Annotated in this window: 23 protein-coding genes; 2 read left to right on the top strand and 21 right to left on the bottom strand. The window is 54.0% G+C overall.

What is annotated here, in order from left to right:
- Positions 1-164: 164 nt before the first annotated feature.
- The 4 genes from CHH67_RS12430 to CHH67_RS12445 form a co-directional block, all read right to left on the bottom strand.
- A complete protein-coding gene (locus CHH67_RS12430) occupies positions 165-1,091 on the bottom strand; it encodes a hypothetical protein (RefSeq protein WP_095265499.1) in 927 nt (308 codons plus the stop codon).
- A 360-nt stretch (positions 1,092-1,451) separates the two neighbouring features.
- Positions 1,452-2,351 (bottom strand): putative RNA methyltransferase, encoded by a 900-nt coding sequence (locus CHH67_RS12435; RefSeq protein WP_095265500.1) that lies wholly within the window; start codon positions 2,349-2,351, stop codon positions 1,452-1,454.
- Between the two features lie 215 nt (positions 2,352-2,566).
- The gene (locus tag CHH67_RS12440) at positions 2,567-3,055 is read right to left on the bottom strand and encodes a DinB family protein (protein WP_095265501.1); all 489 of its coding nucleotides are present in this window, start codon (positions 3,053-3,055) and stop codon (positions 2,567-2,569) included.
- A gap of 72 nt (positions 3,056-3,127) precedes the next feature.
- Positions 3,128-3,631 carry a DinB family protein gene (locus CHH67_RS12445; RefSeq protein WP_095265502.1) on the bottom strand — a complete coding sequence of 168 codons (504 nt, stop codon included), beginning with the start codon at positions 3,629-3,631 and terminating at the stop codon, positions 3,128-3,130.
- A gap of 264 nt (positions 3,632-3,895) precedes the next feature.
- On the opposite strand from CHH67_RS12445, the gene CHH67_RS12450 reads away from it, so the two are divergent.
- Positions 3,896-4,858 carry a helix-turn-helix transcriptional regulator gene (locus tag CHH67_RS12450; protein WP_095265503.1) on the top strand — a complete coding sequence of 321 codons (963 nt, stop codon included), beginning with the start codon at positions 3,896-3,898 and terminating at the stop codon, positions 4,856-4,858.
- 254 nt (positions 4,859-5,112) lie between these two features.
- Here CHH67_RS12450 and htpG read toward each other — a convergent pair whose 3' ends face one another.
- The 16 genes from htpG to CHH67_RS12530 form a co-directional block, all read right to left on the bottom strand.
- Entirely contained in the window at positions 5,113-6,990 is a 1,878-nt protein-coding gene (htpG, locus tag CHH67_RS12455) for a molecular chaperone HtpG (RefSeq protein ID WP_095265504.1), read from the bottom strand.
- Between the two features lie 464 nt (positions 6,991-7,454).
- On the bottom strand, positions 7,455-7,922 hold the full coding sequence (locus CHH67_RS12460) for a hypothetical protein (RefSeq protein ID WP_095265505.1): 468 nt from the start codon (positions 7,920-7,922) through the stop codon (positions 7,455-7,457).
- A 16-nt stretch (positions 7,923-7,938) separates the two neighbouring features.
- On the bottom strand, positions 7,939-8,478 hold the full coding sequence (locus CHH67_RS12465) for a TlpA family protein disulfide reductase (protein WP_095265506.1): 540 nt from the start codon (positions 8,476-8,478) through the stop codon (positions 7,939-7,941).
- Entirely contained in the window at positions 8,475-9,044 is a 570-nt protein-coding gene (locus CHH67_RS12470) for a hypothetical protein (protein ID WP_230875740.1), read from the bottom strand. The genes CHH67_RS12465 and CHH67_RS12470 overlap by 4 nt, the downstream gene beginning before the upstream one ends.
- Positions 9,045-9,143: 99 nt before the next feature.
- Positions 9,144-9,788, bottom strand: coding sequence for a hypothetical protein (locus CHH67_RS12475; protein WP_095265507.1), 645 nt, complete (start codon positions 9,786-9,788; stop codon positions 9,144-9,146).
- Between the two features lie 239 nt (positions 9,789-10,027).
- Positions 10,028-10,225: a hypothetical protein gene (locus tag CHH67_RS12480; protein ID WP_095265508.1), complete on the bottom strand. Its 198-nt coding sequence runs from the start codon at positions 10,223-10,225 to the stop codon at positions 10,028-10,030.
- Positions 10,226-10,304: 79 nt separating this feature from the next.
- Complete coding sequence (locus CHH67_RS26205; protein ID WP_179292111.1) at positions 10,305-10,610, bottom strand: hypothetical protein; 306 nt, start codon at positions 10,608-10,610, stop codon at positions 10,305-10,307.
- A 287-nt stretch (positions 10,611-10,897) separates the two neighbouring features.
- Entirely contained in the window at positions 10,898-11,860 is a 963-nt protein-coding gene (locus CHH67_RS12485; protein WP_095265509.1) for an NAD-dependent epimerase/dehydratase family protein, read from the bottom strand.
- Positions 11,861-12,217: 357 nt separating this feature from the next.
- Positions 12,218-12,733, bottom strand: coding sequence for a TetR/AcrR family transcriptional regulator (locus tag CHH67_RS12490; protein ID WP_095265510.1), 516 nt, complete (start codon positions 12,731-12,733; stop codon positions 12,218-12,220).
- A 187-nt stretch (positions 12,734-12,920) separates the two neighbouring features.
- Positions 12,921-13,652 (bottom strand): nucleoside phosphorylase, encoded by a 732-nt coding sequence (locus CHH67_RS12495; protein ID WP_095265511.1) that lies wholly within the window; start codon positions 13,650-13,652, stop codon positions 12,921-12,923.
- Position 13,653: 1 nt separating this feature from the next.
- Positions 13,654-14,328, bottom strand: coding sequence for a sulfite oxidase-like oxidoreductase (locus CHH67_RS12500; protein ID WP_095265512.1), 675 nt, complete (start codon positions 14,326-14,328; stop codon positions 13,654-13,656).
- Positions 14,329-14,550: 222 nt separating this feature from the next.
- On the bottom strand, positions 14,551-15,474 hold the full coding sequence (locus tag CHH67_RS12510) for an ABC transporter permease (RefSeq protein WP_095265514.1): 924 nt from the start codon (positions 15,472-15,474) through the stop codon (positions 14,551-14,553).
- On the bottom strand, positions 15,458-16,525 hold the full coding sequence (locus tag CHH67_RS12515) for an ABC transporter permease (protein ID WP_095265515.1): 1,068 nt from the start codon (positions 16,523-16,525) through the stop codon (positions 15,458-15,460). The genes CHH67_RS12510 and CHH67_RS12515 overlap by 17 nt, the downstream gene beginning before the upstream one ends.
- Positions 16,522-18,018, bottom strand: a complete 1,497-nt coding sequence (locus CHH67_RS12520; protein ID WP_095265516.1) for an ABC transporter ATP-binding protein — start codon at positions 18,016-18,018, stop codon at positions 16,522-16,524. Before CHH67_RS12520 ends, CHH67_RS12515 begins: the two co-directional genes overlap by 4 nt.
- Positions 18,019-18,087: 69 nt before the next feature.
- Complete coding sequence (locus CHH67_RS12525) at positions 18,088-19,137, bottom strand: BMP family protein (protein WP_095265517.1); 1,050 nt, start codon at positions 19,135-19,137, stop codon at positions 18,088-18,090.
- Positions 19,138-19,524: 387 nt separating this feature from the next.
- Positions 19,525-20,868, bottom strand: coding sequence for an MATE family efflux transporter (locus CHH67_RS12530; protein ID WP_230875739.1), 1,344 nt, complete (start codon positions 20,866-20,868; stop codon positions 19,525-19,527).
- A 239-nt stretch (positions 20,869-21,107) separates the two neighbouring features.
- On the opposite strand from CHH67_RS12530, the gene CHH67_RS12535 reads away from it, so the two are divergent.
- A complete protein-coding gene (locus tag CHH67_RS12535) occupies positions 21,108-22,637 on the top strand; it encodes a Ppx/GppA family phosphatase (RefSeq protein ID WP_095265519.1) in 1,530 nt (509 codons plus the stop codon).
- On the opposite strand, the gene ppk1 is transcribed toward CHH67_RS12535, so the two are convergent.
- Positions 22,594-24,678 (bottom strand): polyphosphate kinase 1, encoded by a 2,085-nt coding sequence (gene ppk1, locus CHH67_RS12540; protein WP_095265520.1) that lies wholly within the window; start codon positions 24,676-24,678, stop codon positions 22,594-22,596. The genes CHH67_RS12535 and ppk1 overlap by 44 nt on opposite strands.
- Positions 24,679-24,892: the final 214 nt, after the last annotated feature.

Raw genomic sequence — 24,892 nt, forward strand, 5'->3', positions numbered from 1 at the left:
TGCGTTAGGATACAAACATAATATATTGGAAATAGACCGGGAAGTCAAAGCATAATAAGCCAGACGCTGCTATCCGCTGCCTCGAAACGATAAAAAGCCTCAGCAGACTGTCTCTCCAGTCCACCGAGGCCAACACGAGCCGATCGCTTAAACTTTTATCTCCTCTAAAATTTAATCTCCTCTTCTTCAAACAGCGGCTCCCATTCCAGACCTTCACCCGTGATTTCCTTACGCAGGTCGGATATGCTCTGAAGCGTCTTCTCCCGCTGCTCTTCCAAAGATAGGACCGTCTGGATATATAGTTGTTCCACTTTCTTCTGCGTGCTGCTTGCCATGTCCGCAATCTCTTTTTTCCTTACGGCATTGCTTTGAGACATCTCCGTGGTGTATTTCTTGAACAGCTTGTTGTACTCGTTCTTCGCCGCTGTTTTGCTGATGCGTCCCATCTTGTACTTCCACATCGGGCTGTTGAGCGAACTGGAGCTTGAAGCGTTCCGAAGCTTATACATTGCGCTGTTCAGATAGCTTTCATTCACCGTATTCTTAAATTTAAAGGCCGAGCTGTTAAGAGAAGCCGGGTTAATGGCCTCGCGGTAAGTCCACATATAACTGTTCAGGAAAGCATCGTTCAATTCCTTATCCAGCTTCCACATCGTGCTGTTCAGCATGCCGATGTTGGCCTGGCGCGCATAGTTGTACATCGGGCTGCCCATATGCCCAGGGTTAATGTAACGGTTGTACTTCATCAGCTGGTTCCGCATATTCAGGCTGCCGTCCGCGTATCTCGCGCTCAGCGCCTCATAATCGTCATTCAGCAGCTGCACCCAGTGCTCCTGGTCTTCCAGCACCTTGCGCTCAAGCTCGTCGAGCGCGGCCTGGCTTTTATCGTTAAAGCGTTTGTAATCCTGCTCAATCCGGGCCTGATATTTGTTGTACGTATCCACCGTCTTCTTGTTAAACGCCTTGTAGTCGCTCCACACCTGATTGATCCATTTCTGGTCAGCAGCATGGACAGCACCAGCCGGAACCAGAACAGCAGTCGCAATCAGCAGGCTGCACATGATCAGGAGTGATTTTCGGAGAAATGACATCAATAAGTTCCACCCTTCTACCAGAATAATCCACAGGTTATTGTACCCAAAGCAGCATCATTCTCCAATAGGCAATAGGTACACCCTGACCCGGAGCCCAAAACTTACTATCATTATCCAGTTTTATTGCTTGCTTGCGCAAGGGTCCTACCCGCCTCGGACATATCTTTCGGCATCGTATATCCTTATGAATCGTCATCCGCAGTGGATGGTTTACAGCTTTCCCTTATCCAGCACGCATCGCCATCGGTTTGCCGCTTTTTGTCGAACAGATTAAAGAGAGGGCCCTTTAGGTTTCATGACCTATAAGGACCCCTTCCGCATACCTATTATAGATGATACTTTATTGTAAGCTGCACTTCAGCCCGGTCTGCGTCTGCCGCACACCATCATCAGATCAACGGTCATATCCGCCGTCTTTTGTCCAAGGACCGCCATAATGTCTTCTTCAGCTGCCCCCCAGGCCAGAGGCGTCATCGTGACCAGATCCTTCATCAGCGCCGGGCCCACCTGATAACGGTACTGAACCGGTCTTTGGGCAACCAGCTCATAATGCCGGGTAAAGAGCCTCAGCAGCTGGTCGTTCGTCTCTCGTCTATGACCGGAATCAGGATAGAGCATTTCCCTCAATTCCTTGAGATATCCGATCCCGGGAATCACTTTCAGCACAAGCCCCTCTGCGGTCAGCAGCCGGTTAAACTCCGCATAGTTGGAAGGCGACAAGATGTTCAGAATGACATCAAACTGCTGATCCGCAAATGGAGCCTGCGCCAAATCCCCGACACACCAGACGGAATCCCGATCCGACTTGGCCGCGGTCAGAACCCCTTCTTTGGCAATATCAAGCCCCGCGCGCACGCATCGGCCCGGCTTCTCGCCATCCAGCGCACGGCCAATCGCAGTCAGATGCGAGCCTTCACCACAGCCGGCGTCGAGCAGGGTCAGCTGCCCGCGCTCCTCTGCCAATTCCTGTACGACGTCAATGATCTCAGCCAGCATCGGCTGAAAAAAACCGCTGTCGTTCATTCTTTTCCGGGACTGGAACAGCGCTTTGTCATATTTGGTACTGCTTCTGCCTGCAAGCAGATTTATATAGCCATGCCGCGACACATCAAAGGAATGATGGTTGTCACATACCAATGCCGCCGAATGCTCCGCAAACTTCATCGAGGCGGTGCATACCGGGCAGCGAAATAGATGCTCGTGCTGCCGCAGCGCTTTCGTTCTGATTCGTAATCTATCATGTTGATGTTGGGACATCGTCTTCTCACCCTTTTCATTCGTTTATTACGATAAAAAAAGGTGCAGGAAAGAAGACCCTTGCCTAATTTCATTGAAAAAAGGCCGGGCTTGCTATCAACTGCACCTCTAATTAACGCAAACGAATGTAATGGATCATAAGAGCAACTATCCTTTAAGGGTGGTTTGGGGGCTATCCTAAGCATGCCCCTGTCTCACATTGTAACATGACTAGCTTAGTACAGGTCAAACATGCTGATATCATATCCCTGCGCTTTCAAATAGTTGAACATCTGGGCCCGGTGATGCTGGGCGTGGGTCACCACTTCGATCAGCCATTTGGCCTGCGCGCTTCCATGCTCCAGATAGAACGGCCGCGTCTTCTTATGCAGAAACGCATCATCCTCCAGACTGTTCATGTAGGATCTCAAGTCCTCAAGCCCGCTCTCCATCCACGCGATCAGCTTCTCCTTGTCCTGGCCGTCAGCAGCGATGGCGCCTTCCAGCTTGCGGATGTCCGCCTCCGGCTTCTCTTGCATAATCAACAGATCGGTTGCGGGAACAGATACCAGATGATGCACCAGCTCCAGCAAGGTTCTCATGTTGTCAGCGGGACGGTAATCCCAGTGCTCGTCCGAGATGTTCCGGATCAGATTGGAGGATGTCCTCACAATCAGTTCAAGCTCCTCAAACAGCATTTGCTTCAGTTCTCCAACTTGACTCATAACCCAATCTCCCTTCAATTCTATTCATCGTCCCAACTCTCTCGATCCATACTTAACCGTCCGTCTTGGCCCTCACAACGGCGCATGCTCCACGCCATAACGAACCCAATCTTCCTTCGGCGGTCCATAGACGCCATACGGCTTTAATCCGGCCTGACGCATCAGCACGGTGATCTGTCCGCGATGATGGACAATGTGCTTGATCAGCCCCATAATGATGGCGGCATTGCTTTCCTGTCTGCCAAAGGCCTCCTGAACTTGCCCAAGCGATTCATCTCTCCAATTCGCCTGAATCACCTCTGCTGCCCGGGCACTGACCTGACGGAAAGTAGCGGCGATTTCCTTCGCCGTGGCAGGTACAACCTCCGCATTCGGCACGGCTTCCATCTTCAGCCCGAACTCGGTCAAATACTCGGGAATGTTTGTCGTCAAATGCCATGCGATTCTCCCAAGAGAACGCCCCTCCCCATGAACCTGCTGCTGCAATGCCTCATCGGTCAGACCATCCAGCACATGCAACGTAAGATCAGCTTCCCGGTTCCATTCCTTAATAAAATCTGCAACGGTCACATACATAAGAATCCCTCCGCAATCTTCTGAAAATGGGTTCGAAGAACATACAGCCTCAGCGATGACTGGCAGCTGACCTGCCCCGCCACTTCTGACAGATCACGTGCGCAGCCGGAATCGGCAGGGGATCTGTAGACGATCAGTAGCAATCGGCAGACTACTATCAGACAGCCGGCCTGATGAACAGACCGCGCTTCGAACCTGCTCTTAGTTTAGGATATAATAGTGACAACTATTGTCATAATCATTCAAAAAGATGGAGGGCCCCTCATGTCCAAATCCAAGCGTCTGATGGAGCTGATGATGACCGTCAACCGGATGCGAAAATTTACGGTCAAGGAACTCGCGGACCAATTCGGCGTCTCCACCCGCACCATGCTGCGGGATCTCCAAGAGCTGAGCGAGCTTGGGGTGCCTCTGTATTCCGAGGTCGGTCCGCACGGAGGATATCAGGTGCTGCGGGAACGCATTCTGCCGCCGATCGCCTTCAGCGAGGAGGAAGCGGTCGCGATGTTTTTTGCCAGTCACGCCCTTCGGCATTACTTATCCCTTCCTTTCGAGACAGAATCGTCAGCAGCCCTGCAAAAATTCTACAATTATATGCCAGGCGATGTCCGCGACCGGATTGATCAGATGAAGAACCGGGTCGACTTTCTGACGCACACCCGGAAGCAGAAGCTGCTGTTCCTTGACACGCTGCTCGATGCAGCCGTAACGCAGCAGGTCGTCGCCATCCAGTACGAAACGAAGCGCGGTTTGTCCGAGCGGAACATTCAGCCGGTAGGGATCTATGCCATCAACGGCTTCTGGTACTGTCCCGCGTACTGCTTCTTGCGGGGAGATTTCCGGCTCTTCCGCTGCGACCGGATGAAATCGGCCGTCGTACGTGAAGATGTAAAGCCGCTGGATCACCGCCATATTCATCTCGGGAACTGGAGGGCGCAAGGGGCTGAACAAATCGAATATATGCTGATCGTGGCCGAGCTTACCCGGGAAGGCGTCCAGCGGGCCGAAGCGGAATTATGGCCCTTCCCGCACATCGAACTTCGGGCGGACGGGAGCGGGCGGCTCCTTCACGAAGTGCCTGCTAATGACGTGGATTACTTCGCGCATTATTTTCTCGGGCTGGGCACGGAAGCGACCGTGGTAGAACCGCAATCGGTGATTGACCGGATGAAAGCTATACTGGCGGACATATCCGCCAAATATAATGGATCTCTAACCGATTCCTGATCCGGCTATTCGATAGCTGATGCCTGATCCCTCATCATATCGTTCATCGCCCGAACTCGCCTTCCGTAGACGGTGACCGTTCGCGTTTTGCGTCCCTTCCCCTCACCTGATTAGGCCATTAGCAAGAACAAGCTCACCTTAACCAACAACCAAACAACCCCCGGTCCACCAGCAACAGCTGGCAGGTCGGGGGTTGCTTTCCTTCCATATCTGGACTGAACCTAACACGCTAATAGGATAGGCAGTCAAAAGTGTCAGACCATAATTTTGCAAATATCGTTAGTGAATTCCAGTGGATCCGCTACAGGCAAGCCTTCGATCAGCAGCGCCTGATTGTACAGCAGATTCGTGTACAGCTTCAGCTTCTCTTCATTGTCTTTATGGGCCTTCAGCGATTGGAACACCTCATGGTTGGTGTTAATCTCAAGCACCTTATCCGCCTTGACTTCCTGTCCGTTCGGCATCGCCTTCAGAATTTTCTCCATTTCGATCGACAGTTCGCCTTCCGAGGACAGGCATACCGGATGCGATTTCAGACGCTTGGACGCTTTTACCGCTGTCACCTTGCCTTCCAGATAGCCCTCCATCGCCTTGAAGAGCTCCTTGTTCTCATTCTCCTCCGCTTCGGATTCCTTCTTCTCCGCCTCGGACTCGATGCCAAGATCCCCGCTGGATACCGACTTGAATTCCTTGTCTTTATATTTCATGAGCATCTTGATCGCAAACTCGTCCACGTCATCCGTGAAGTACAGAATCTCATAGCCTTTATCCAGCACGAGCTCGGTTTGCGGAAGCTTCTCCAGACGCTCGATCGACTCGCCGGCCGCATAGTAAATATACTTCTGGTCCTCCGGCATGCGGGACACGTACTCGTCCAGCGTCACCAGCTTCTTCTCCTTGGAAGAAGTGAACAGCAACAAGTCCTGCAGCAGGTCCTTGTTCGCACCATACTCGTTGTAGACACCGAACTTCAACCCGCGGCCAAAGGCTTCATAGAACTTCTCGTATTTCTCACGCTCATCTTTCAGCATGCTCTGCAGCGTGCTTTTGATTTTGCTTTTGATATTCTTCGCAATGAGCGTCAGCTGACGGTCATGCTGCAGCATTTCTCGGGAAATATTGAGGGACAGGTCCTCGGAATCCACCATCCCTTTGACAAAGCTGAAGTAATCCGGGAGCAGATCCCCGCACTTTTCCATGATGAGCACACCGTTGGAATACAGCTCCAGCCCCTTCTCATACTCCTTCGTGTAGTAATCGAACGGCGTATGCTCGGGAATGAACAGAATCGCATTGTACACCACCGCGCCATCGGCTTTGATATGTACATGCTTGAGCGGCTTATCGAAGCCATACCGTTTCTCAGTATAGAAGTTCTCGTAATCCTCCTCGGTCAGCTCGTCCTTGTTCTTGCGCCAGATCGGAACCATGCTGTTGATGGTTTGCTCCTCCTGTACTTCCTCGAACTCGTTGTCTGCGCCTTCCTTCGGACGCGAGGTTGTCACATCCATCTTGATCGGGTAACGGATAAAATCCGAGTATTTCTTAATAATCGATCTTAAACGATATTCCTCCAGGAACTCATCGTACTGGTCGTCCTCGGTATTGTCCTTGATCTTCAAAATAATGTCGGTTCCTATCGAATCCTTCTCCGCCGAGGTAATCGTATACCCGTCCGAGCCTTTGGATTCCCACTTGAACGCCTCGTCGCTGCCGAGCGCCTTCGTTATTACCGTCACGACATCGGCCACCATAAACGCCGAATAGAAGCCGACCCCGAATTGGCCGATAATGTTATGGCCGTCCTTCGCTTCATTCTCCGTCTTGAAGGCAAGCGAACCGCTCTTGGCGATGACGCCCAGATTGTTCTCCAGCTCTTCCTTGGTCATCCCGATCCCGGTATCGGAGATCGTCAGGATGCGATTCTCTTTATCCGGCGTAATTTTAATGAAATAATCGTCCTTGTTAAATACGAGGTTATCGTCAGTCAGTGCCTTGTAGTAAATTTTGTCGATGGCGTCGCTGGCATTAGAGATCAGCTCGCGCAGAAAAATTTCCCGCTGGGTATAGATGGAGTTGATCATCATGTCAAGCAAACGCTTGGACTCCGCTTTAAACTGTTTTTTGGCCATGTGAAGTGTTCCCCTTTCCGCTATGAATCAGGTTTTTAGCACTCCCTAATAAAGAGTGCTAACACTTCTTCTATTTAAACATGTACCATTTTTTAATGTCAATAATCCGTGCGCACAAGATCATTTGTCGAACCTCTGATGTCCCAACCAACACTCGTTGTTCATAGATACTTTGCACGATTATCCCGTTTGATCAGGCAACATAGAAAACCTAGAAACAGATAGGCTGGACTGAGAGAGAAACATATTTTACGAAGAGCGGTAGATCCTGAATGCCGGAGATCAAGGACAAGACTCAAAGTCAAGGATAGGCCCCAGAACAAGACGAAATGATGACGAAATGATAATGCGAAGGAGGAAACAAAAGAGCTAGCACCTGAGCAAAAGGGATAATCATACAAAGGACACCGGACAGGGATAGTTTAGGAATAAGGGGTGGAGCATGGCCCTCCAGGAAGCCAGAACTAATACATGATCGTGGACCGGCAAGCGCAAATCACGAACCGTCCATCGATATGCGCGCCTTGATAACAGCCCTCTTTGTCGAAAGTCGGATGCACATAGCGGGAGATGCAGTCCTGACACTTGGCTCTTTGCCCGACCGGATCGCTCGTATACCACCACCCTGACGGATAGGGGCATAGCCCCTTGCAGTCCGTAATGACCGTGTTCGGGGTGCAGACGACGTAATCTGACGGACAGGAGGCATCGGCGCCACAGCCGCTGCAATACTGCCCATGCGGAGGGCGGCAAGGCCCGGCAGCAAACGAACCGGGAACCAGGCTCTCTTCCGGGGAAAGGAAAGCCCTGGCCAGCATTTCGGCTGTTTTTTGCGCGAATTGGTTCAGGATCGTTCTCCGGTTGATCTTCCGGGTTGCGCGGCTGATCCGCGCCTGCATATTCTCATCCCGATTGGATGATGTAGGTCTCATCACGTTCACCTCTCACTCAGGAAGCTCGCGCAGCCCTGACATAGGCCTCCAACTGCTCGCGGCTGTTAACCAGCCCCTTGTGTCGGATCATCCCTCCGGGATCAACCGCATACGCAAACGGCGTTACCTCAACATCCAGTCGCTCCGCCAGCTCCGGAGTCACGAGCAGCACTTCCTCGTCATATTCCATCGCATGCATGTAGGCCTGGCCCTGTGCTGCCGTCGCAAACAGCAGAAGAATCGGCTTGACGCCATACTGCTTAGCAACCGCTCCAAAGTCCGGCAATATACGCGCACACTCCTTGCAAGTCGGTGAAGCAAACAGCATGATGGCGGAATTTCCGTATAAGGCCTCCGTTGTCCACGGTTTGCCATATAGGGTCGATGTCTCGGCCTTGGGCAGTTTGCGTCCGACAGGAATCCCCGACTGGTTGACGCCCCGAGCCGTCCCCATCACCATAATGCCCAGCTGGCGGAAGAGCACGAGATTTAGCAGCACCAAAGGAACGACGAGCAGCCACAGAATCGTATACGATATCCAGAAGAACGCATTCATACCGCTCTCTCCTTCCGTTTCAGCACCTTCGGCGCATGCCGGGCAGCCATCCTCCGATACAATCGAATGGCATGAACAGCATCCGGCACCCCGACAATGACTACCAGTGACAGCAGAAGCAGCATCGCTTCCAGCAGCAGCCCGACCGGTACCAAACGCGGCTCGGCTACTTCCTGGCTGATAAAGCCATACGTTATGCTCGAGATGATGCATATTCCGGCGAACAGAATATTGATCACGACGAGCGGAAGCCCTAACTTCGATTGGACCTGGGGCCCCAGGCAGCCGCAATCCACCCTCCCCTTCTTGTGAATGTAATAAGCCGCACCGAACCCTTGGCCGGCATAAATCGACGCCAACAGATACAGGCTGTAAGAGGAAGGAAATGCATAAACCGCCGTCACCCCAGCGAACTGGCAGATCATCAGAAACCGATGCACCCGCGGGCTTCCCGGGAAACGATGCGGATCCCCGAACACGCTGCTCCATCCATAAGCAGCGATGGACAGCAGCATCGGAAACGTAACGACCAGCGCAACAGCGATGCTCATGCCGGCAGACATCATTCGGCAAGCCTCCTTGACTTCATCGTTTAATGAATTGGTGTTGCCGCCACGCCGCTTACCAGCCTACGAATATCTGCGAAGCTCCGGCCCGCTCTTCGGTCAGACCATCAGCATCCACAGAATCGCACCAAGGATCAGCCCCCCGGAGAGGATCTGTCGGACCGCTGTCAGCAGGGTGCGCTTCAGCCATCGATGGCCCAGCCAGGCGTATACAACGGAGCGGACGAACGGCAGGCTGAACAGGGCGCCGCGAACAACACCGAAGCACGCGCCCGCAGCGATGCTCGCCTGCCAGGAAAGTGTTAACACAGAGACAAACATATACGCGTGAAACAATACACCGGCTTGAAGCGTGATGAAGCCCATGCCGAGAATGCTTCCCCACAGCGCGGCGGAACGGTATCCCGCATGCTGAATCCATTCGGACGGTACGATGAAATTTCCTGATGGAAGATGCCGTGACATATTCAACACGTCCAGCAACAGCAGCACACCCAGCCCGGCCATGACGAGGGTCGACTGCAGCCCGCTGATCGGGGCCAAGGACAGAAGATAACCGATCCCGCCCAGAGCCACGCCTGCCGCCAGGCCGCCCAGCGTGCATGATACCGTGTAGACGAGCGCATACTTCGTTCGATTAACCTTGGTGCTGTCCAGGCTTCCAAGTACGTTCAGCCCGCATGTGGTATCCACGCTGGCAACAGCAGCGCCGATCGCGAACATGAACAATATCGCTGTCAGCATGTATGGAAGGCCCTCCCCTCGTCGTAACGACACAGTTCTTCACCATTTTATGTGCTGCGCAGTCAGAATATTTGCACAACTTTCTCGTGTCGCAGAGCTGCCTCCCGCCTCGGACCCGATCAACAACCCGCGGTGGTATGGACATCCGAGGAGACGAAATAAGAAGAATAAGAAGAAGGAATACGCATGCTAAAAATCGCCGGCGCAGTACGCGCCGGCGATTTGTGTCAGAATTCGAATTATAGTATTCTTCTCCCCATCCCTGCAATCGTCTCATACAGGGATTTCCATACATCCTTGCTTTCCACCGTCTCGTCTGCGGGCGGTGCCGGCTCCGAGCGTGAAAGCCTCATTTGTTCTGCCAGACGACAGCGTTCCATTTCCTGACGGAGATCGTTCGCATGCTGTTTGGCAATATCTTCATTGTTTCTAAACATGTTTCATTCCTCTTTTCTTTTTTACAGCGACATCAATCCGACATTACCAACACCTGCATGAACTCTCCCGTCCCCCTCACTATAATAATGCCGCAGATAGCACTATGGTAAGGGATAAAACACCTTTAATTCTTTTTTCCGCAGCTGTCACCTCTCCGAACAGGTCAAAGGCTGCACAATTCTCCGGATCACCTCCTCCGCTTACATCGTCATCCAGTGCAGTGTTCCGTTCACAATCAGAGACTAATAAAAACACGCCAGCCCTTCGGCCAGCGCGCAAGTATTCATATTCACTAATCCCAGATGGAGAACAATACCAGCAAGACAGCGGCAATTCCGAGCCAAAGCGTATGCTTTGATACCCAGGCGGAACGTAAATCTTCATTCATAGATCCAAACCTCCTTGTCAAATGATTTGTAACAGACAGCAGTTGCAGCTTATTAATCCCACCAGCTAAGCATCGACATGAGAATGGTTGCAGCCAGCACGCCGTCCACAAACTTCAATTGAAGTTTGGCCATTTGAATCACCTCCTTTTTCAAGTTGAGTAGTAGGTGCATGATTTATCTGTAATATTATTGATTGACCAATTACTATTAGCGAAAAAATAAAGGACGTTAGGCATATATACGCTTGCTATTAAGCACAATTCGTACAATCGTACAATCCGTTCACAGGCCCTGCTTCTGCTTCAGCCGCCGAATGGTCTCCTTAATCGCTTTTTCATGCGGCGTCCAGGATAAGCGTCCGATGAGGCGCTCGTATTTTTCCCCGCTCAGCACGAGCGGCTCTTCCGTAAGATACAGCATCTCGACGACCTCCTTCATGACGGGATTGAACAGGCCGATCAGAGATAACCCGATGCGTCCTAGCGGTACGACAGCTTTGCGGCTCCCGCTCGCCTCCTGAGCGATGCGTACCAGGTCGCGACCTGAAATGACACCAGGGCCGGGAATGTGCCAGTTTTGCCCGTAAGACTCCTCCTGAACGGCGATATCCACAATCATCCGGGCTGCATCCGGCAAGTAGACATATTCACGGGGCACCGTCATATTCCCGATGAAGGCCGTAGGCTTACCTGCTGCGATAGCTTCCATCGTCACGGATAGATAAGATGCTTGCGCGGAGGGACCGTAATAATCCGGCAGCCGGGCGATCAAAGGGTGCGTGCGGGGGTTCCAACGTGCCGAATACAGAAGCTCCTCATAGGCGAGCCTGGTTTTGCCTTTTCGGGTATGAGGCCGCTTCGGATGCTCCTCCGTCGCTCTTTCCATCCTGCGTCGCCCATAGGGATAAATACCGTCGACGACCACCACTCTTGCGTCCATCTGCTGCGCAGCCTTCATCACGGATTCCCCGAGTGGAAGCAGTCTTGATTCCATCTCGTGATACGGAATATTCGCGCTGTGAAAAATGACATCCGCCCCTTCGGCCGCCTGAATGATGTCCTCTGGATTAAAGGCATCCCCCGTGTGAAGCTTCAGCAATGGGGATCGGCCGAGCTCCTCGGCGAGCGCATTTAACTTGGTCATCGATCTGCCGAAGGCAATCGTTTCGATCCCTCTTGTGATCAATTCGGCTGTCAGCGGATTTCCCACTCCGCCCGTTGCTCCCAGAACAATCGCTTTTTTCATATTCATACCTCTCCTTTGTTATTGATTAATCAATCACTATTGATAAAAAAAATAATGACGAACTTCATAATGATGAAACGTGCATCGCTGCTACACACCTTAGGCTGTTATGGCCTGCGGCTCCCTATGCTCACCGATCAAGCCGCTTTCGGGAATGCGGAGCCGACCGCTCCCGGGAATGGGCTGGCACTCTCGCGAAGCAGCTTATGGACTCTCACTGTCAAGACGTGTATTCCCGGTGAGTCGCTTGGGACGCTCAAGCCATTCTGCCCCTTGCGGCTCGATGCTTACACTGCCCCTATAGTCCTCCCCGTAAGGACAGCACACGGATTACCATTCCCCGGTCCATTGGCAGCTCTAACGCTTCGGCATAATGCTCGGCATTTCCATGGCCATGGCCGCATTACACAGCATTCCCCGTGCAAGAAAATTGGAGACTCTCACATCTGCATCCTGAAATCCGGCATGGATGAAGGCAGTCTCCACCAGCTCCTTTACCTCGCCCATCCCCTGCTGCATCGCTGCTCGAACAGGAGCATCCGAGATCGTCTGTGCCTGCATCTGCAGTAAAATTTCACTGCGATGCGCCAGCATGATCTCCTCGTAAGCACGGATCAATCCCTCTTCGAGCTCCTGAGGCGGTGCCGAATCAATGACCTGACGGAACGCCTGAACAATCCGCTGCCAAGATACGGCCAGCGCTTCAACCAGCAGCGATTCCTTGGTGAAGAAACGGTACACGTAGGGCTGCGATATGGCTGCGCGTTCGGCAACCTGAGCGGTTGTCGCACGGTAATAACCGATCTCTGCAAATACCTCGATGGCTGCTGCAACAATATCCTGACGTCGGTTCGCGGAGGCTTCGCGCGGCATACGGAATCCATCCTTTCTGTTGTCGATTCACATTTATTATTGATTGACCAATTACTTACTGGAATCAGTATATGCGAAATCATGTACTAGTGCAACTGTTATTTTTCATGATTTTCCATTTGTAACGATACGGCCCCGCAAAAAAAGCCGGTCATCCCCACATCTCGGGAATAACCGGCTTATTCCATCACCCTTGCTTCGCCAGCTTCGCAACGGCTATCAAGGCTGCGTGAATTTCGCGCTCCACGGCATCCGACACGACATTCGTGTTCGGATCATACTCTGCCGCAAGGTCTGCGTCCGCGAAGCCGTCGATCGCCACGATCGCACCGGCGCGGACGCCGCGGAGAGCGGCTACTACATAAAGCGCCGAGATTTCCATCTCAACGCCGAGCGCACCGGCCGCCTTATATTTCGGATGGGGGAATTCCTCCACTCCGTTGAAGAATACGTCCAACGTCACCGTCATCCCTTTACGGACGACGCCCTCGCCTAAGGACAGCGCGGATTCGTACAACGCCTCCACAACCGCACTGTCCGCCACGGCCGGGAAGCCGTCCGGCACCAGCTGCTTGGTCAGCCCATCGGTACGAATCGCTGCCGTGCTGACCACCAGGCTGCCTGCAGGCGTGTCGGCCTGATAGGAGCCGGCGGTGCCGACGCGGATCAGCGTCTTTGCCCCGGCGCGGATCAGCTCCTCGAAGCAAACCGCCGCGCCCGGAGAACCGACGCCATGGCTGGTCACGCCCACCTCCACGCCTTCATAAGTACCGACAAAGGTCCGGTATTCCCGGCTGAAGGCCAGCTCCTTCGCGCCATCGAGCTTGCGGGAGATCAGCTCGGCCCGCTTCGGGTCACCACAGACGATGACGAATTCCGGAATATCCTCCGAGTTCACTTGCAAAATTGGCATCAGCATATCAATCAAACTCCTTGCGTGTCCATTCGTCTTCCGGGATGTCCAGCGCCTCGCCGCTGAACCGCTGCTCCTTGAACGGATCAGCTTCATTATGGAACCCGTTCCGCTCCCAGAAGCCCGGACGGTCCTCGCTCATAAATTCAATGCCTCGCAGCCATTTGGCGCTCTTCCAGAAATAACGGTGCGGCACCACCGTGCGCAGCGGCCAGCCGTGCTTGTCCGTTAACGGCTCCCCGTTAAACCGGTAGGCCAGCAGCACATCATCTCTTAACAGATCCTCAATCGGCACGTTGGTGTCATAGTCCGGATCGGCATGGAACATCACATATTTGGCCTCCGGCTTCACCTTCAGCAGCTTCAGGAAGTCTCTGAACAGAATGCCTTCCCAGACCGTGTCAAACTTGGACCAGCGGGTGACGCAATGAATATCCGTATTCACCGTCACGGTCGGCAGCGCCAATAACTCCTCGTAGGAAAACGTCCGCTCCTCCTCCACCTCGCCGAATACCCTCAGGTTCCACTTCGACATATCGTATACCGGAACTTCGCCTTCATGGAGGATCGGGAATTTCTCGGTCAAGGTCTGGCCCGGCGGCAGCTTGTCGCGCTGCTCGTCCGTCAAATTCCCGGCAACCACGGGCTTCATCTTCTTCAGACGCTCCGCTTTCTTATGCACTAGATGTCATCTCCTTTACGCTTGTACGAACCGCGGCCGAAAAACGGCATGGGGCGGCCCGGCTTATTCCCGCCCGCGTGCGGGTCATCGCTCGCGGGTTGTCGCACGCGGCGCTTCACACGAGGCGCTTCGCTCATGCTGCGAAAAAGCCCCGGATCAGCATACTGATCCGCAGCGTGATTCGCAGCGTGATTCGCGCTTCGGTATGCAGCGGCCATGATTTTATCGGGAGCTGGTACCCTGCTTCAGCGCATCCTGCTGGAAGCTTTTATCCTTGAAAAAGAACATCGCCAGAATCGTCACCACATAGGGCAGCATTTGCGTGAAATGCGTAGGCAGCGCAAGCCCCTGGAATCGGATGCTGAGCGCGTCCATGAAGCCGAACAACAGGCTCGCCGCCGTCACGCCAAGTGGTCCGGATTGGCCGAGCATGGTGGCAACAAGGGCAATGAAGCCGCGACCGGCCGTCATGCCTTCGGTAAACATGGTCACTTGTCCAAGCGACAGCTGGGCTCCGCCCAGCGCGCACAACACGCCGCTGGCCAGCACCGCGCCGTATTGATAACGGGTCACCCGGATGCCGACGCTTCGCGCAGCCAGCGGATTCTCGCCAGCGGCCAGGAAGCGAAATCCGCTTTTTGTTCGATAGAAATAATACCACATCAGCCCTGCAATCAAAAAGGCCACATACACCAGCGGGGTCAGCCCCGCCAGAATCGGACCGAGCACCGGAATATTCTCGATGATCGGAATGTTCCATTTCGGCAGGCCAACCATCGTATTATCATAGAAGGCGCCTTTGACATCAAAGATCGCCCGCAGGCTGAAGGTTGTAATCCCCGCCGCCAGCGCGTTCATGGCGACCCCGACCACGATGACGTTCGCCTTGAGATGGATGCTCAAATAGCCGAACACCAGGGAGAACAGCGAGACCACAATAATGGCGAACACAATCGCATATACGACGTTACCAAAGAAATAGTTGCCTGCTACGGCGGAAAATGCGCCCAGCAGCATAAATCCCTCCAGCCCGACATTGAACAGTCCGACGCGGGAGCAGAGCGCTCCGCCCAGCGCGGCCAGCAATATCGGAGTGAGCACCCGGAGGGCCGAGTTGATCAGTGCCAGGTCAAACAGCTGTGCCATCGGACTTGTTCTCCTTTCTGCGCTTTAGAAAGCTGTAAGTGAATCGTGCGGAGATAAACAGGATCAGCACCGCCTGGATAATGGCGCCGACCTCCAGCGGAACCTCGGTGTTGCGTTCCACGCCCATGCCGCCGGTCTGCAGCGCGGCCAGGAAGATGGCAGCTATCAGCGTTCCGATCGGGTGCGATCCGGCCAGCAATGCGGCCATAATGCCTGTCCATGCATAGTTGGCCGTGGATAGAGCCCCGTCGATGTAGCGATACTGGGAGCCGAGGATTTCCACCGCGCCGCCGAGTCCGGCCAAACCGCCGCTTGCGAACATCGCCCCGATCATCATCGGCCCCCGCTTAACGCCGCCATACAGTGCAAACAGCGGGTTCCCGCCTAGCATCCGGATCTCGTACCCGATCACCGAGCGCTTGAGCAGCACGAATATGATCAGTGCAGCCAGCACGGCCAGCACAAAGCCGATATGCAGCGGCATACCGGAGATCAGCTTCGGCAGCCATACGCTGTTATCCAGCATCGGGGACTGCGCCATCGCCGCAGAGCCCGAGCGGTCTCGAAGCGGATAAGCGACCAGATAACCGGCGAACAGCACCGCCACATAGTTGAGCAGCAAGGTCGAAATCAGCAGATTTACACGAAATCTGGCGTCAAAGTACCCGGCCATGACCGACCACAGCCCGCCGGCAATCACGCCGGCCAGCAGTGCCGCGATGCACACGAACCAGCCCGGCCCCGGCAAATACAGGCCGACCAGCGCAGCCGCCAGCGCGCCAAACACCATCTGCCCTTCGGCCCCCAGGTTGAAGAACCCGGCCCGGAAAGCGAAGGCAGCGCCTAGCCCGATCAGAATAATCGGCGTTGCCCGCGATAATGTATTGGTGAAGAAATACATGCCGCCAAAGGCGCCCTTCCACATCTCCGCATAGGTCTCCAAGATGCTGCCCCCGGCGATGAGAATGCCGATCGCACCAGCCAGCAAACCGACAATGATCGCGCCTATTGGCTGCAGCAGAGGAAGAGTCCATTTTGTCCATTTATTCATTGCAGCGTTCCTCCTGCCATCAGCAGTCCCAATTTCTCTTCTGTCGCTTCATTCACCGACAGTTCCCCGGCAATCCGTCCTTCATACATGACCAGAATGCGGTCCGACAGCTTGATAATCTCTGTTAATTCGGATGATACCAATAAGATGCCCGTGCCTTCCTCGCGCCGCTTCAGCAGCTCGCCGTGAATCGTCTCCATCGCGCCGATATCGACGCCACGCGTAGGCTCGGCTGCAATCAGAAATGGCGTTCCCTGCTCCAGCTCCCGTGCAACGATCAGCTTCTGCAGGTTGCCGCCTGATAAATACTGTGTGCTCGTATCGAGCGATCCGGTCTTGATCGAGAATTTCTGCACCCAGCCGGATACCAGCGAGCGGATTTCCTTCAGCTTCAGCATGCCGCTTCGCTGCAGACGCCGCTGATGCCCCATCAATCCGGTATCCGCCACGGTCGCGGTCCGATTGGCGCCCCACACATAGCGATCCTCCGGAATATGAGCCAGGCCATGCTCCCGAATGCTGCGGGTCGACATCCCGGTCACATCCTTGCCCGACAGCTTGATGCTGCCGCTGTCCGAAGATGCGAGTCCCGAGATGACTTGCAGCAGCTCCGATTGCCCGTTGCCGGAAATGCCGGCAACGCCCACGATCTCGCCTGCCCGAACGTTCAGGCTGACATTATCCAGCACCGGCTTGCCTTTGCTTCCCCGGATGGTCACCTCGGACACCTCCAGCACGCTCTCGCCGGGCTGGGCCGGACGCCGGTCCAGATCGGCCAGCTCGCGGCCTACCATCAGCCGGGACAGCAGGGCTGCGTCGGCTTCTCCCTTATTCACGACGCCGGTTACCTCGCCGTCGCGAAGCACGGTGATGCGGTCGGCAACCTCCAGCACCTCGTTCAGCTTATGGCTGATGAGAATGAAGCTTTTACCTTGTTTCGACAGCTGTTTGATCGCTTCCAGCAGCTCCTTCACCTCCAGCGGTGTCAGTACGCCGGTAGGCTCGTCCAGAATAATAATCTCGGCCCCCTGGTACAGCACCTTGAGGATTTCTACCCGCTGCTGCACTCCGGGTGCCGTACTGCTGACAACCGCTTCGGGGTCCACCTTCATGCCGTATGTCTCGCACAGCTCTTCGACGATGCTGACCGCCTGCTTCCGGTCGAACCGTACACCGCTCCCGGGCTCATGGCCAATCACGATGTTCTCCGCTACCGTGAACGTAGGGAACAGCATGAAATGCTGGTGCACCATGCCGATGCCATGCTGAATCGCATCCAGCGGGCTGGCAAAGGAAACGGCCTTTCCATTTAAGCTGATCGTGCCCGAGGTCGGCTGCTCCATCCCGTACAGAATGCGCATGAGCGTCGTTTTTCCCGCGCCGTTCTCCCCGACGATCGCATGAACCTCGCCAGCGCGAAGCGAAAAGTCAATTCCGCGATTCGCACTGAACTCGCCGTACTTCTTCGTGATACTGTCCATCTGGAGTAGCATTCGAGTCATGCCTTCCTTTCCTGCTTAATGAAAGACCGACTGCTCATGTGCAGCCGGTCCAGGTGAGAACTAATTTTGTTCCAATGCGTTCGTTACTTTAATATTTCCGTTAACAATCTCCTCGGAAATCACCTTGAGCTGATCCACAATCTCTTGTCCAATGAACGGGTTCAGCGGAGTCTCGCTCTCATGCGTTACATAGGTGAGGCCTACGCCGCTTTCTTTAAGACCATAGTCGCGAACGTCAAAGGTGAAGTTCCCCTCTACGAAATCCTTCACCGTCTCGTATACGACCGCGTCCGCGCCTTTCAGCTGTGCGAGCACTACATGCTCCGGATCGATGCCGGTGTTGTCCGTATCCTGGCCGGAAGTGTAGAAGCCGTTCTCCTTGGCAGCCTCGAACACGCCGAGATCGCCGACTGCAGACATGCCCGCTACGAAATCAGCGCCTTTGGAATGCTGCAGAATCGCCAGTTCTTTCGCTTTCGCCGGATCGTCGAATCCGCCGACGAAGTTCACCAGAATCTCCACATCCGGGTTGACCGATTTGGCCCCTTCTTCAAAACCGGTCATGTACTTATGCATGATCGGAATATCAGCTGCCACAACGTTGCCGACGACATTAGACTGGGTAGCAAGACCGGCTGCCGCGCCGAGGAGGTATGCCGCTTCATGCTCGCGGAACACAACGCTGCGAACGTTCGGAAGGTCTACTGTCGTATCGATGATCGCAAACGATACATTCGGATTCTCTGGAGCAATCTTGTTCAGTGCGTCTTCCATCTGGAAGGTGGAAGTGATGATCAGATCATAGTTTTCCGCCACAGCTGTACGCAGATTTTGCTCAATGGAGGCAGGGTCAGTCGACTCGATGCTTTTCACTTCGATATCGAATTCACCCGCTGCTTTCTTCAAGCCTTCATCCATCAGGGCAAAGAAAGGATTCACGCCAACCTTCTCGGGATGAATAAGGGCAATACGCTTCTTATCTTGAGAGCTTTCCGAGCCTCCCTCGGATGCGCTGTTATTATCGTTGTTTGCGTTGCCGTTGCCGCCGCAGCCTGCAAGCAGCGTAATGGATAATACAAGCGTTAACAGTGTTGTCCATGACTTTTTCATTTCCTGACCATATCCTCCTAAATGTACTCGTTTTGATACTATTATCCTAGGGTATAGGAGAGAAGTTGTCAAAACTAAAAAATTAGTGTTTTATGTCGTTAATTGTCAAAATTCGAAGAATTATACCGAATTCCACCCGTTAACGCGGAACATTCAAATAATTTCACGCCTCGAATGTTCGGAAATTACCCTCCCCCAGATCATTCGAACAGGGGGAGGCGGTCCGCTGTCTTTCTCCGAATGCCGAAGCGTCCCATATGCTGCTCATCAAAGCCATGAATTCTTTCAATGATTCGCGGCTTGTTGCCTGTAGGATTGCCAATTCCTGGCCTGATATGCGTCAGAAGTGATATTTCTGCAAGAGAGCGAGACTTCCGTTTCATAGCTTCAGGAATGAAATGCCCGGATCCATTTATAGCGGTTCACTTTGACGATCGCCACAAAACATTTCAGAATCTGATCGGATTTCAGACAGATGAACGTTACGAGCGGCGACAGCTCAAATACGAAAGCGCACAGCGCCGTCGACGGCAGAACGACCAGCCACATGAAAATAAAATCATTGTAAAGCACAAACCGGGTATCCCCGCCGCTGCGGACGATGCCGGTCAGCGCCGGCATCTGGTAGGCCGTTCCGACGACGGTGATCGACAGCACCGTCATGAACTGCAGCGCCAGTCCTTTGGCATCGCCGGAGATGGCGTACAGCCCGAGCACGGCATCCTTCAGGATGAACAGCACCGCCCCGGTTACCAAGCCGAGCATCAGATAGAGCACCTGCAATGTTTTCGCATACGGCTTGATCCTGTCCATATGGCCTTCCCCGATCGTTTTGCCAATCAGCACCGCCGTGGCGCTTGCCGAGGCATATACAACTACCGTTACCAACTGAAAAATGGTCGTTGCAATGCTGTTCGCAGCAATGACCGCCTCGCCCATGTGGCCGAGGATCGCGGTCTGAGCGGCCATCGCCAGCCCCCAGATCGTATTCGACATCAGCACCGGGGAACCGATGCGGATGTAAGATTTGAACAGTCCCATATCGATGTGGAAGAAATCTTTCAACTTGAGTCCGATTTTTCGATCATAGAATTTAATATAAACACAGACGATCACCGTCTCGATTACTCTCGCCGTCAGCGTTGCAATGGCCGACCCGCTGGCACCAAGCTCAGGAAAGCCCAGGTGGCCGTATATGAGCACATAATTCAGCGCTACGTTAATGAGGAGGGTGGACAGTGACACAATGAAGCCGATCTTGACCGTTTCCACACTGCGCAGCGAGGCCAGAAGCACATTCGTAATCGCAAAGAATATATAGGAGAAGCAAATGATTCTCAAATAGCTGACGCCCTCGGCTATAACATGCGCCTCACTGGTAAATAATGATAACGTGGCATGCGGGAACAGGAATACAACGAGCCACAGCATCACGGCTAGCCCGATTGCCATTCGCATCCCGATGCTCGCGATTTTTTTGATCGAACCGATATCCTTCGCACCCCAGAAACGGGACGACATAATGACGAGCCCCTCTGCAGCGCCCATCACCAGCATATGAAGCAGGAACTGAATCTGATTGGCCAGCGCGACCCCGGACAGCGCCGTCTCGCTGTACCCGCCGAGCATGAGATTATCCGACAGATTGACCCCGAGGGAAATGATGTTCTGCAAACCAATGACCAGCGTCAACCAAAAGAAGCTCTTGTAAAACGCTTTCTCTCTCACCATGACATTCATCCCGATTAGATACCTTCTTTGCCTATGTAGTTAGAACTCCATTCCAACTATATATGAAGTTCGAAAAATAATCAGTACATTTTCACGACGATTTGCAGCCTGTACGCAGACCCCGCCATCAAATGCTTCTCTATCCCATATTGAACCTGCCGCAGGCATTGAAATCCGCTGGTCTGTCTGTTAACGTCTTATACAGACTACTAGAACGAAACGTGATAAGGAGAAAGCCTATGAGTCGCCGTTATACGCTTGGGATCATCGATATCGGATCCAACTCCATCCGGCTGGTCATCTATGAAGTGGAGTCCGGTGGAGGCTATCGCATCATCTATGAGAATAAATACTCCGCACGTCTTAGCCGAGAAGTCGGCTCGGACGGGCGAATACCGCGCAGCAGCCTCGAGGCCGCCATCGAGGTGCTGAGGCAGTTCAGAACGATCTGCGAGCAGTTTCACGCGACCCATATCCGGGCCGCTGCCACAGCAGCCATCCGCAATGCGGCGAATGCCGGGGAAATCATCCGCTGGCTGGAGCGGGAGACGGGCTTGACGATCGAACGGGTCAGCGGCGAGCAGGAGGCCTATTACGGTTTTCTGGGCGTGCTTCAGTCCATGTCGATTCAGGACGGCATGATCGTGGATATCGGCGGCGGCAGCACGGAGCTGACGCTGTTCCGGGACCGCCAGCTTCTGCACAGCATCTCGATTCCGCTGGGAGCCGTCAACGCGTATACCCGGTTTGCGAGCGGGGAGCAGTGGAATGACAGTGAAATCGAAGCGCTTCGGGAAGAGATCAGGGAGCAGCTGAGACAGCTGGACTGGGCGGACAGTAATCCCGGCCTCCCCATGATCGGCCTTGGCGGAACGATCCGGACCATCGCCAAAATGCATCAGCGGAAAACCAAATATTCGTTGCCCGTCGTTCATCACTATGAGATGGGGGGCGAGACGGTCGATGAGATGGCCCGCGTTCTCCCTTACGAAACGACCGCCTATCGTAAGAAGGTGCCCGGCCTGTCGAAGGACCGCGCCGACCTGATCGTGCCCGGCATGCTAATATTGCAGACCGTCTACGATTATGTGGAGGCCGACAGGTACATCGTCAGCAGCGCAGGGCTTCGGGACGGGCTGTTCCGGGACTGGTTCGCACCGCAGGAGCCGGTCGTATCCGATGCGCTCAGAACCAGCGTACGAAACTTGCTGCGCTTCGGCCCTCCGGTGTCGGAAGCGTCCCTGCATGCCGTCTACGAGGATATGGTGACGATGTATCACGCACTTGTGCAGGCAGACCCTTGCGAGCAGGACCGTGCGGTAATGTACACCGCCGCAATGCTCAGTGAATCCGGCACGATGATCAACTATTACAAGAGCAGCCAGCACGCGGTGTATCGCATCATGTATGGCGGCATTTACGGTCTGACGCACCGGGAAGCGGTGCTCAGCGCCATCACCGCCGATTACCATCCGAAGAAGCGGACGCCGCAGCTGCTGGAGCAGCATGCCGACATCCTGGATGCTTCGGACACCGGGCGGGTGCACCGGCTCGGATCGCTGCTGGCGTTGGCGAAGGCGATCCGTTCAACGCCGGTCGTACAGAAGATTCATGCCACGGCAAAAAACGGCTCGCTGCACGTGCAGATGCACTGTACAGCTGAGCCGCTTGTCCAGAACCGCCGTATGGAAGAGTCCGCCAAAGAGCTGGAGGACGCCTGGAACATCAAGTTGACATGGTCGGAGCATCCTGCAGCTTCCACGAAATAAGATTCATCGCCTCCGTCTGGCTCCGCAGCGGAGGCTTCTCATTGTTTACAAACGTATAGTTGCCATTGGACTGAAGCTCTCTGGCCTTCACGTTATCGTTCAGATGAAGCTGCAGAATGTTCATCATAATCTCTTTCAGCGCCGGATCAAACACCGGGCACATCAGCTCTACCCGCCGCATCAGATTCCGTGTCATCCAGTCGGCACTGGACAGGAATACCTCGGAGTTGCCGCCATTCTCGAAGTAGAACAGCCGGCTGTGCTCCAGAAACCGGTCGACGATGCTGATTACCCTGATGTTGTCACTCAATCCTTCCACGCCCGGTCTCAGGCAGCAGATGCCTCTGACAATGAGATCAATCTTGACGCCTGCCTGGGAAGCCAGGTACAGCTCGTCAATCACATCCTGGTTAGACAGCGAGTTGATCTTGGCGATGATGCGAGCCTTCTTGCCTTTTCGCGCATGCTCCGCTTCCCTCCGGATCAGCTCGAACAGCTTGTCCTTCATGCCGATGGGAGCGATATGGAGCGCCTTGAGGTTCTTCGGCCCGGAGAAACCGGTGATTTCATTAAACATCTCGGAGGCGTCATCACCGATCAGCGAATTGGTGGTGAACAAGCCCACGTCGGTATATACCTTGGCGGTGCTGGCATTGTAGTTGCCTGTACCGACATGAACATAACGCTGCAGCCCCTGCTGCTCACGGCGCACGACGAGGATAATCTTGGCATGCGTCTTCAGCCCGACCAGCCCGTATACGACATGACAGCCCGCCTGCTCCAGCTTTCTTGCCCAGGCAATATTTCGTTCCTCATCAAAGCGGGCCTTCAGCTCCACCACGACCGTGACCTGCTTACCGCTCTCAGCCGCATGAGCCAGGGCCGGGATCAGCTGGGAATCGCCATTCACGCGGTACAGCGTCATCTTGATCGCCATCACCTTCGGATCCTCGGCCGCCTCCAGCACAAAATCCGTTACCGCATCAAACGACTCGTATGGATGGTAGACCAGCACATCCTGTCTTCGCAGCACGTCAAAATGACTTTCATGCGGCCCGAACTCCTGCGGATATACCGGCTGAATCGGCGGATATTTCAGAAATGAGAAGCCTTCCAGCCCATCGGAAAACCCGATCAGGTAGCTTAAATCCAGCGGACCGTCAATTTCGTAAATATCCTCAAGCTCGAATTCCTCCTGCAGCTTGGCCAGCGCCTCCGGGTGGATGCCCTTCTGCACTTCCAGCCGTACCGGGGCCCCGCGCCTGCGGCGGCGCAGCTCCTTCTCGATCTCTTCCAGCAAGTCTTCGGCTTCTTCTTCATTAATGATAAGATCCGCATTGCGCGTCAGCCGGAATTCGTGAACGGCAAGCGGCGTATAGCCAACGAACAAGCTATGGATATGATGCTTGATCAGCTCCTCGATCAGGATGAACGATTTGCGTTTGCTGTTCGCCCGATGCGGCACTGGCACGACCCGCGGCACGTTGGAGGGCACCTGAACCAGCGCAAAAAAGGTCTCGCCTTGATCCTCTTCGCCCTCTTTGCCAAGCAGCACCGACAAATAGACAAATTTGGCATGCACCAGCGGAAACGGCCGGCTCTGATCGACCGCCATCGGAGTCAGCAGCGGAAAAATAATATCATGATAGTAGGTTGCCAGCGCCTTCTGCTGCGTGGTGCTCAAATCTTCATAGCCTTGAAAAACAACACCTTTTTTGGCAAGCTGACGAACCAGTTCGCGATAGGTTTTATATTGTTCCCCAACCATCTGGTCCACCCGTTTGACCAACCTGCGGTACAGCCCCGATGGGGTATATCCGGTAAAATCCTTCTGGGTGAATCCCGCTTTAATCTTTTCTCGTGTCTCTGCCACTCGCACGGCCATGAACTCATCCAGATTGCTCGCCACAATGCCAAGAAATTTCAGCCGCTCAAGCAGCGGCGTTTCATGGTCCTGAGCCTCCTGCAGCACTCTCCGGTTAAATTCCACCCAGCTCAGATCACGATTTACATATCGACCCGTCTTTATTTCTCTTAACATATCGGTCCTCCGAATGTCAGCGTTCACTTCATAGCTTTAACTCTATAATTGTACTGTTGGGGTATGCGGGTTATGTAAACGCAGTGTAAAGCCAGTGTAAAAATAATGCTAATCACACCCCTCGAGGCCGGCCATTCGCCTAGCAGAAGTCCATGCTCGAGCACCCCATATACAAACGGTTCGCCGTCTTTCAGCTACACTCCTGCTAGACATC

Source organism: Paenibacillus campinasensis, assembly GCF_002272015.1.
GTDB classification, from domain to species: domain Bacteria; phylum Bacillota; class Bacilli; order Paenibacillales; family Paenibacillaceae; genus Paenibacillus_AQ; species Paenibacillus_AQ campinasensis.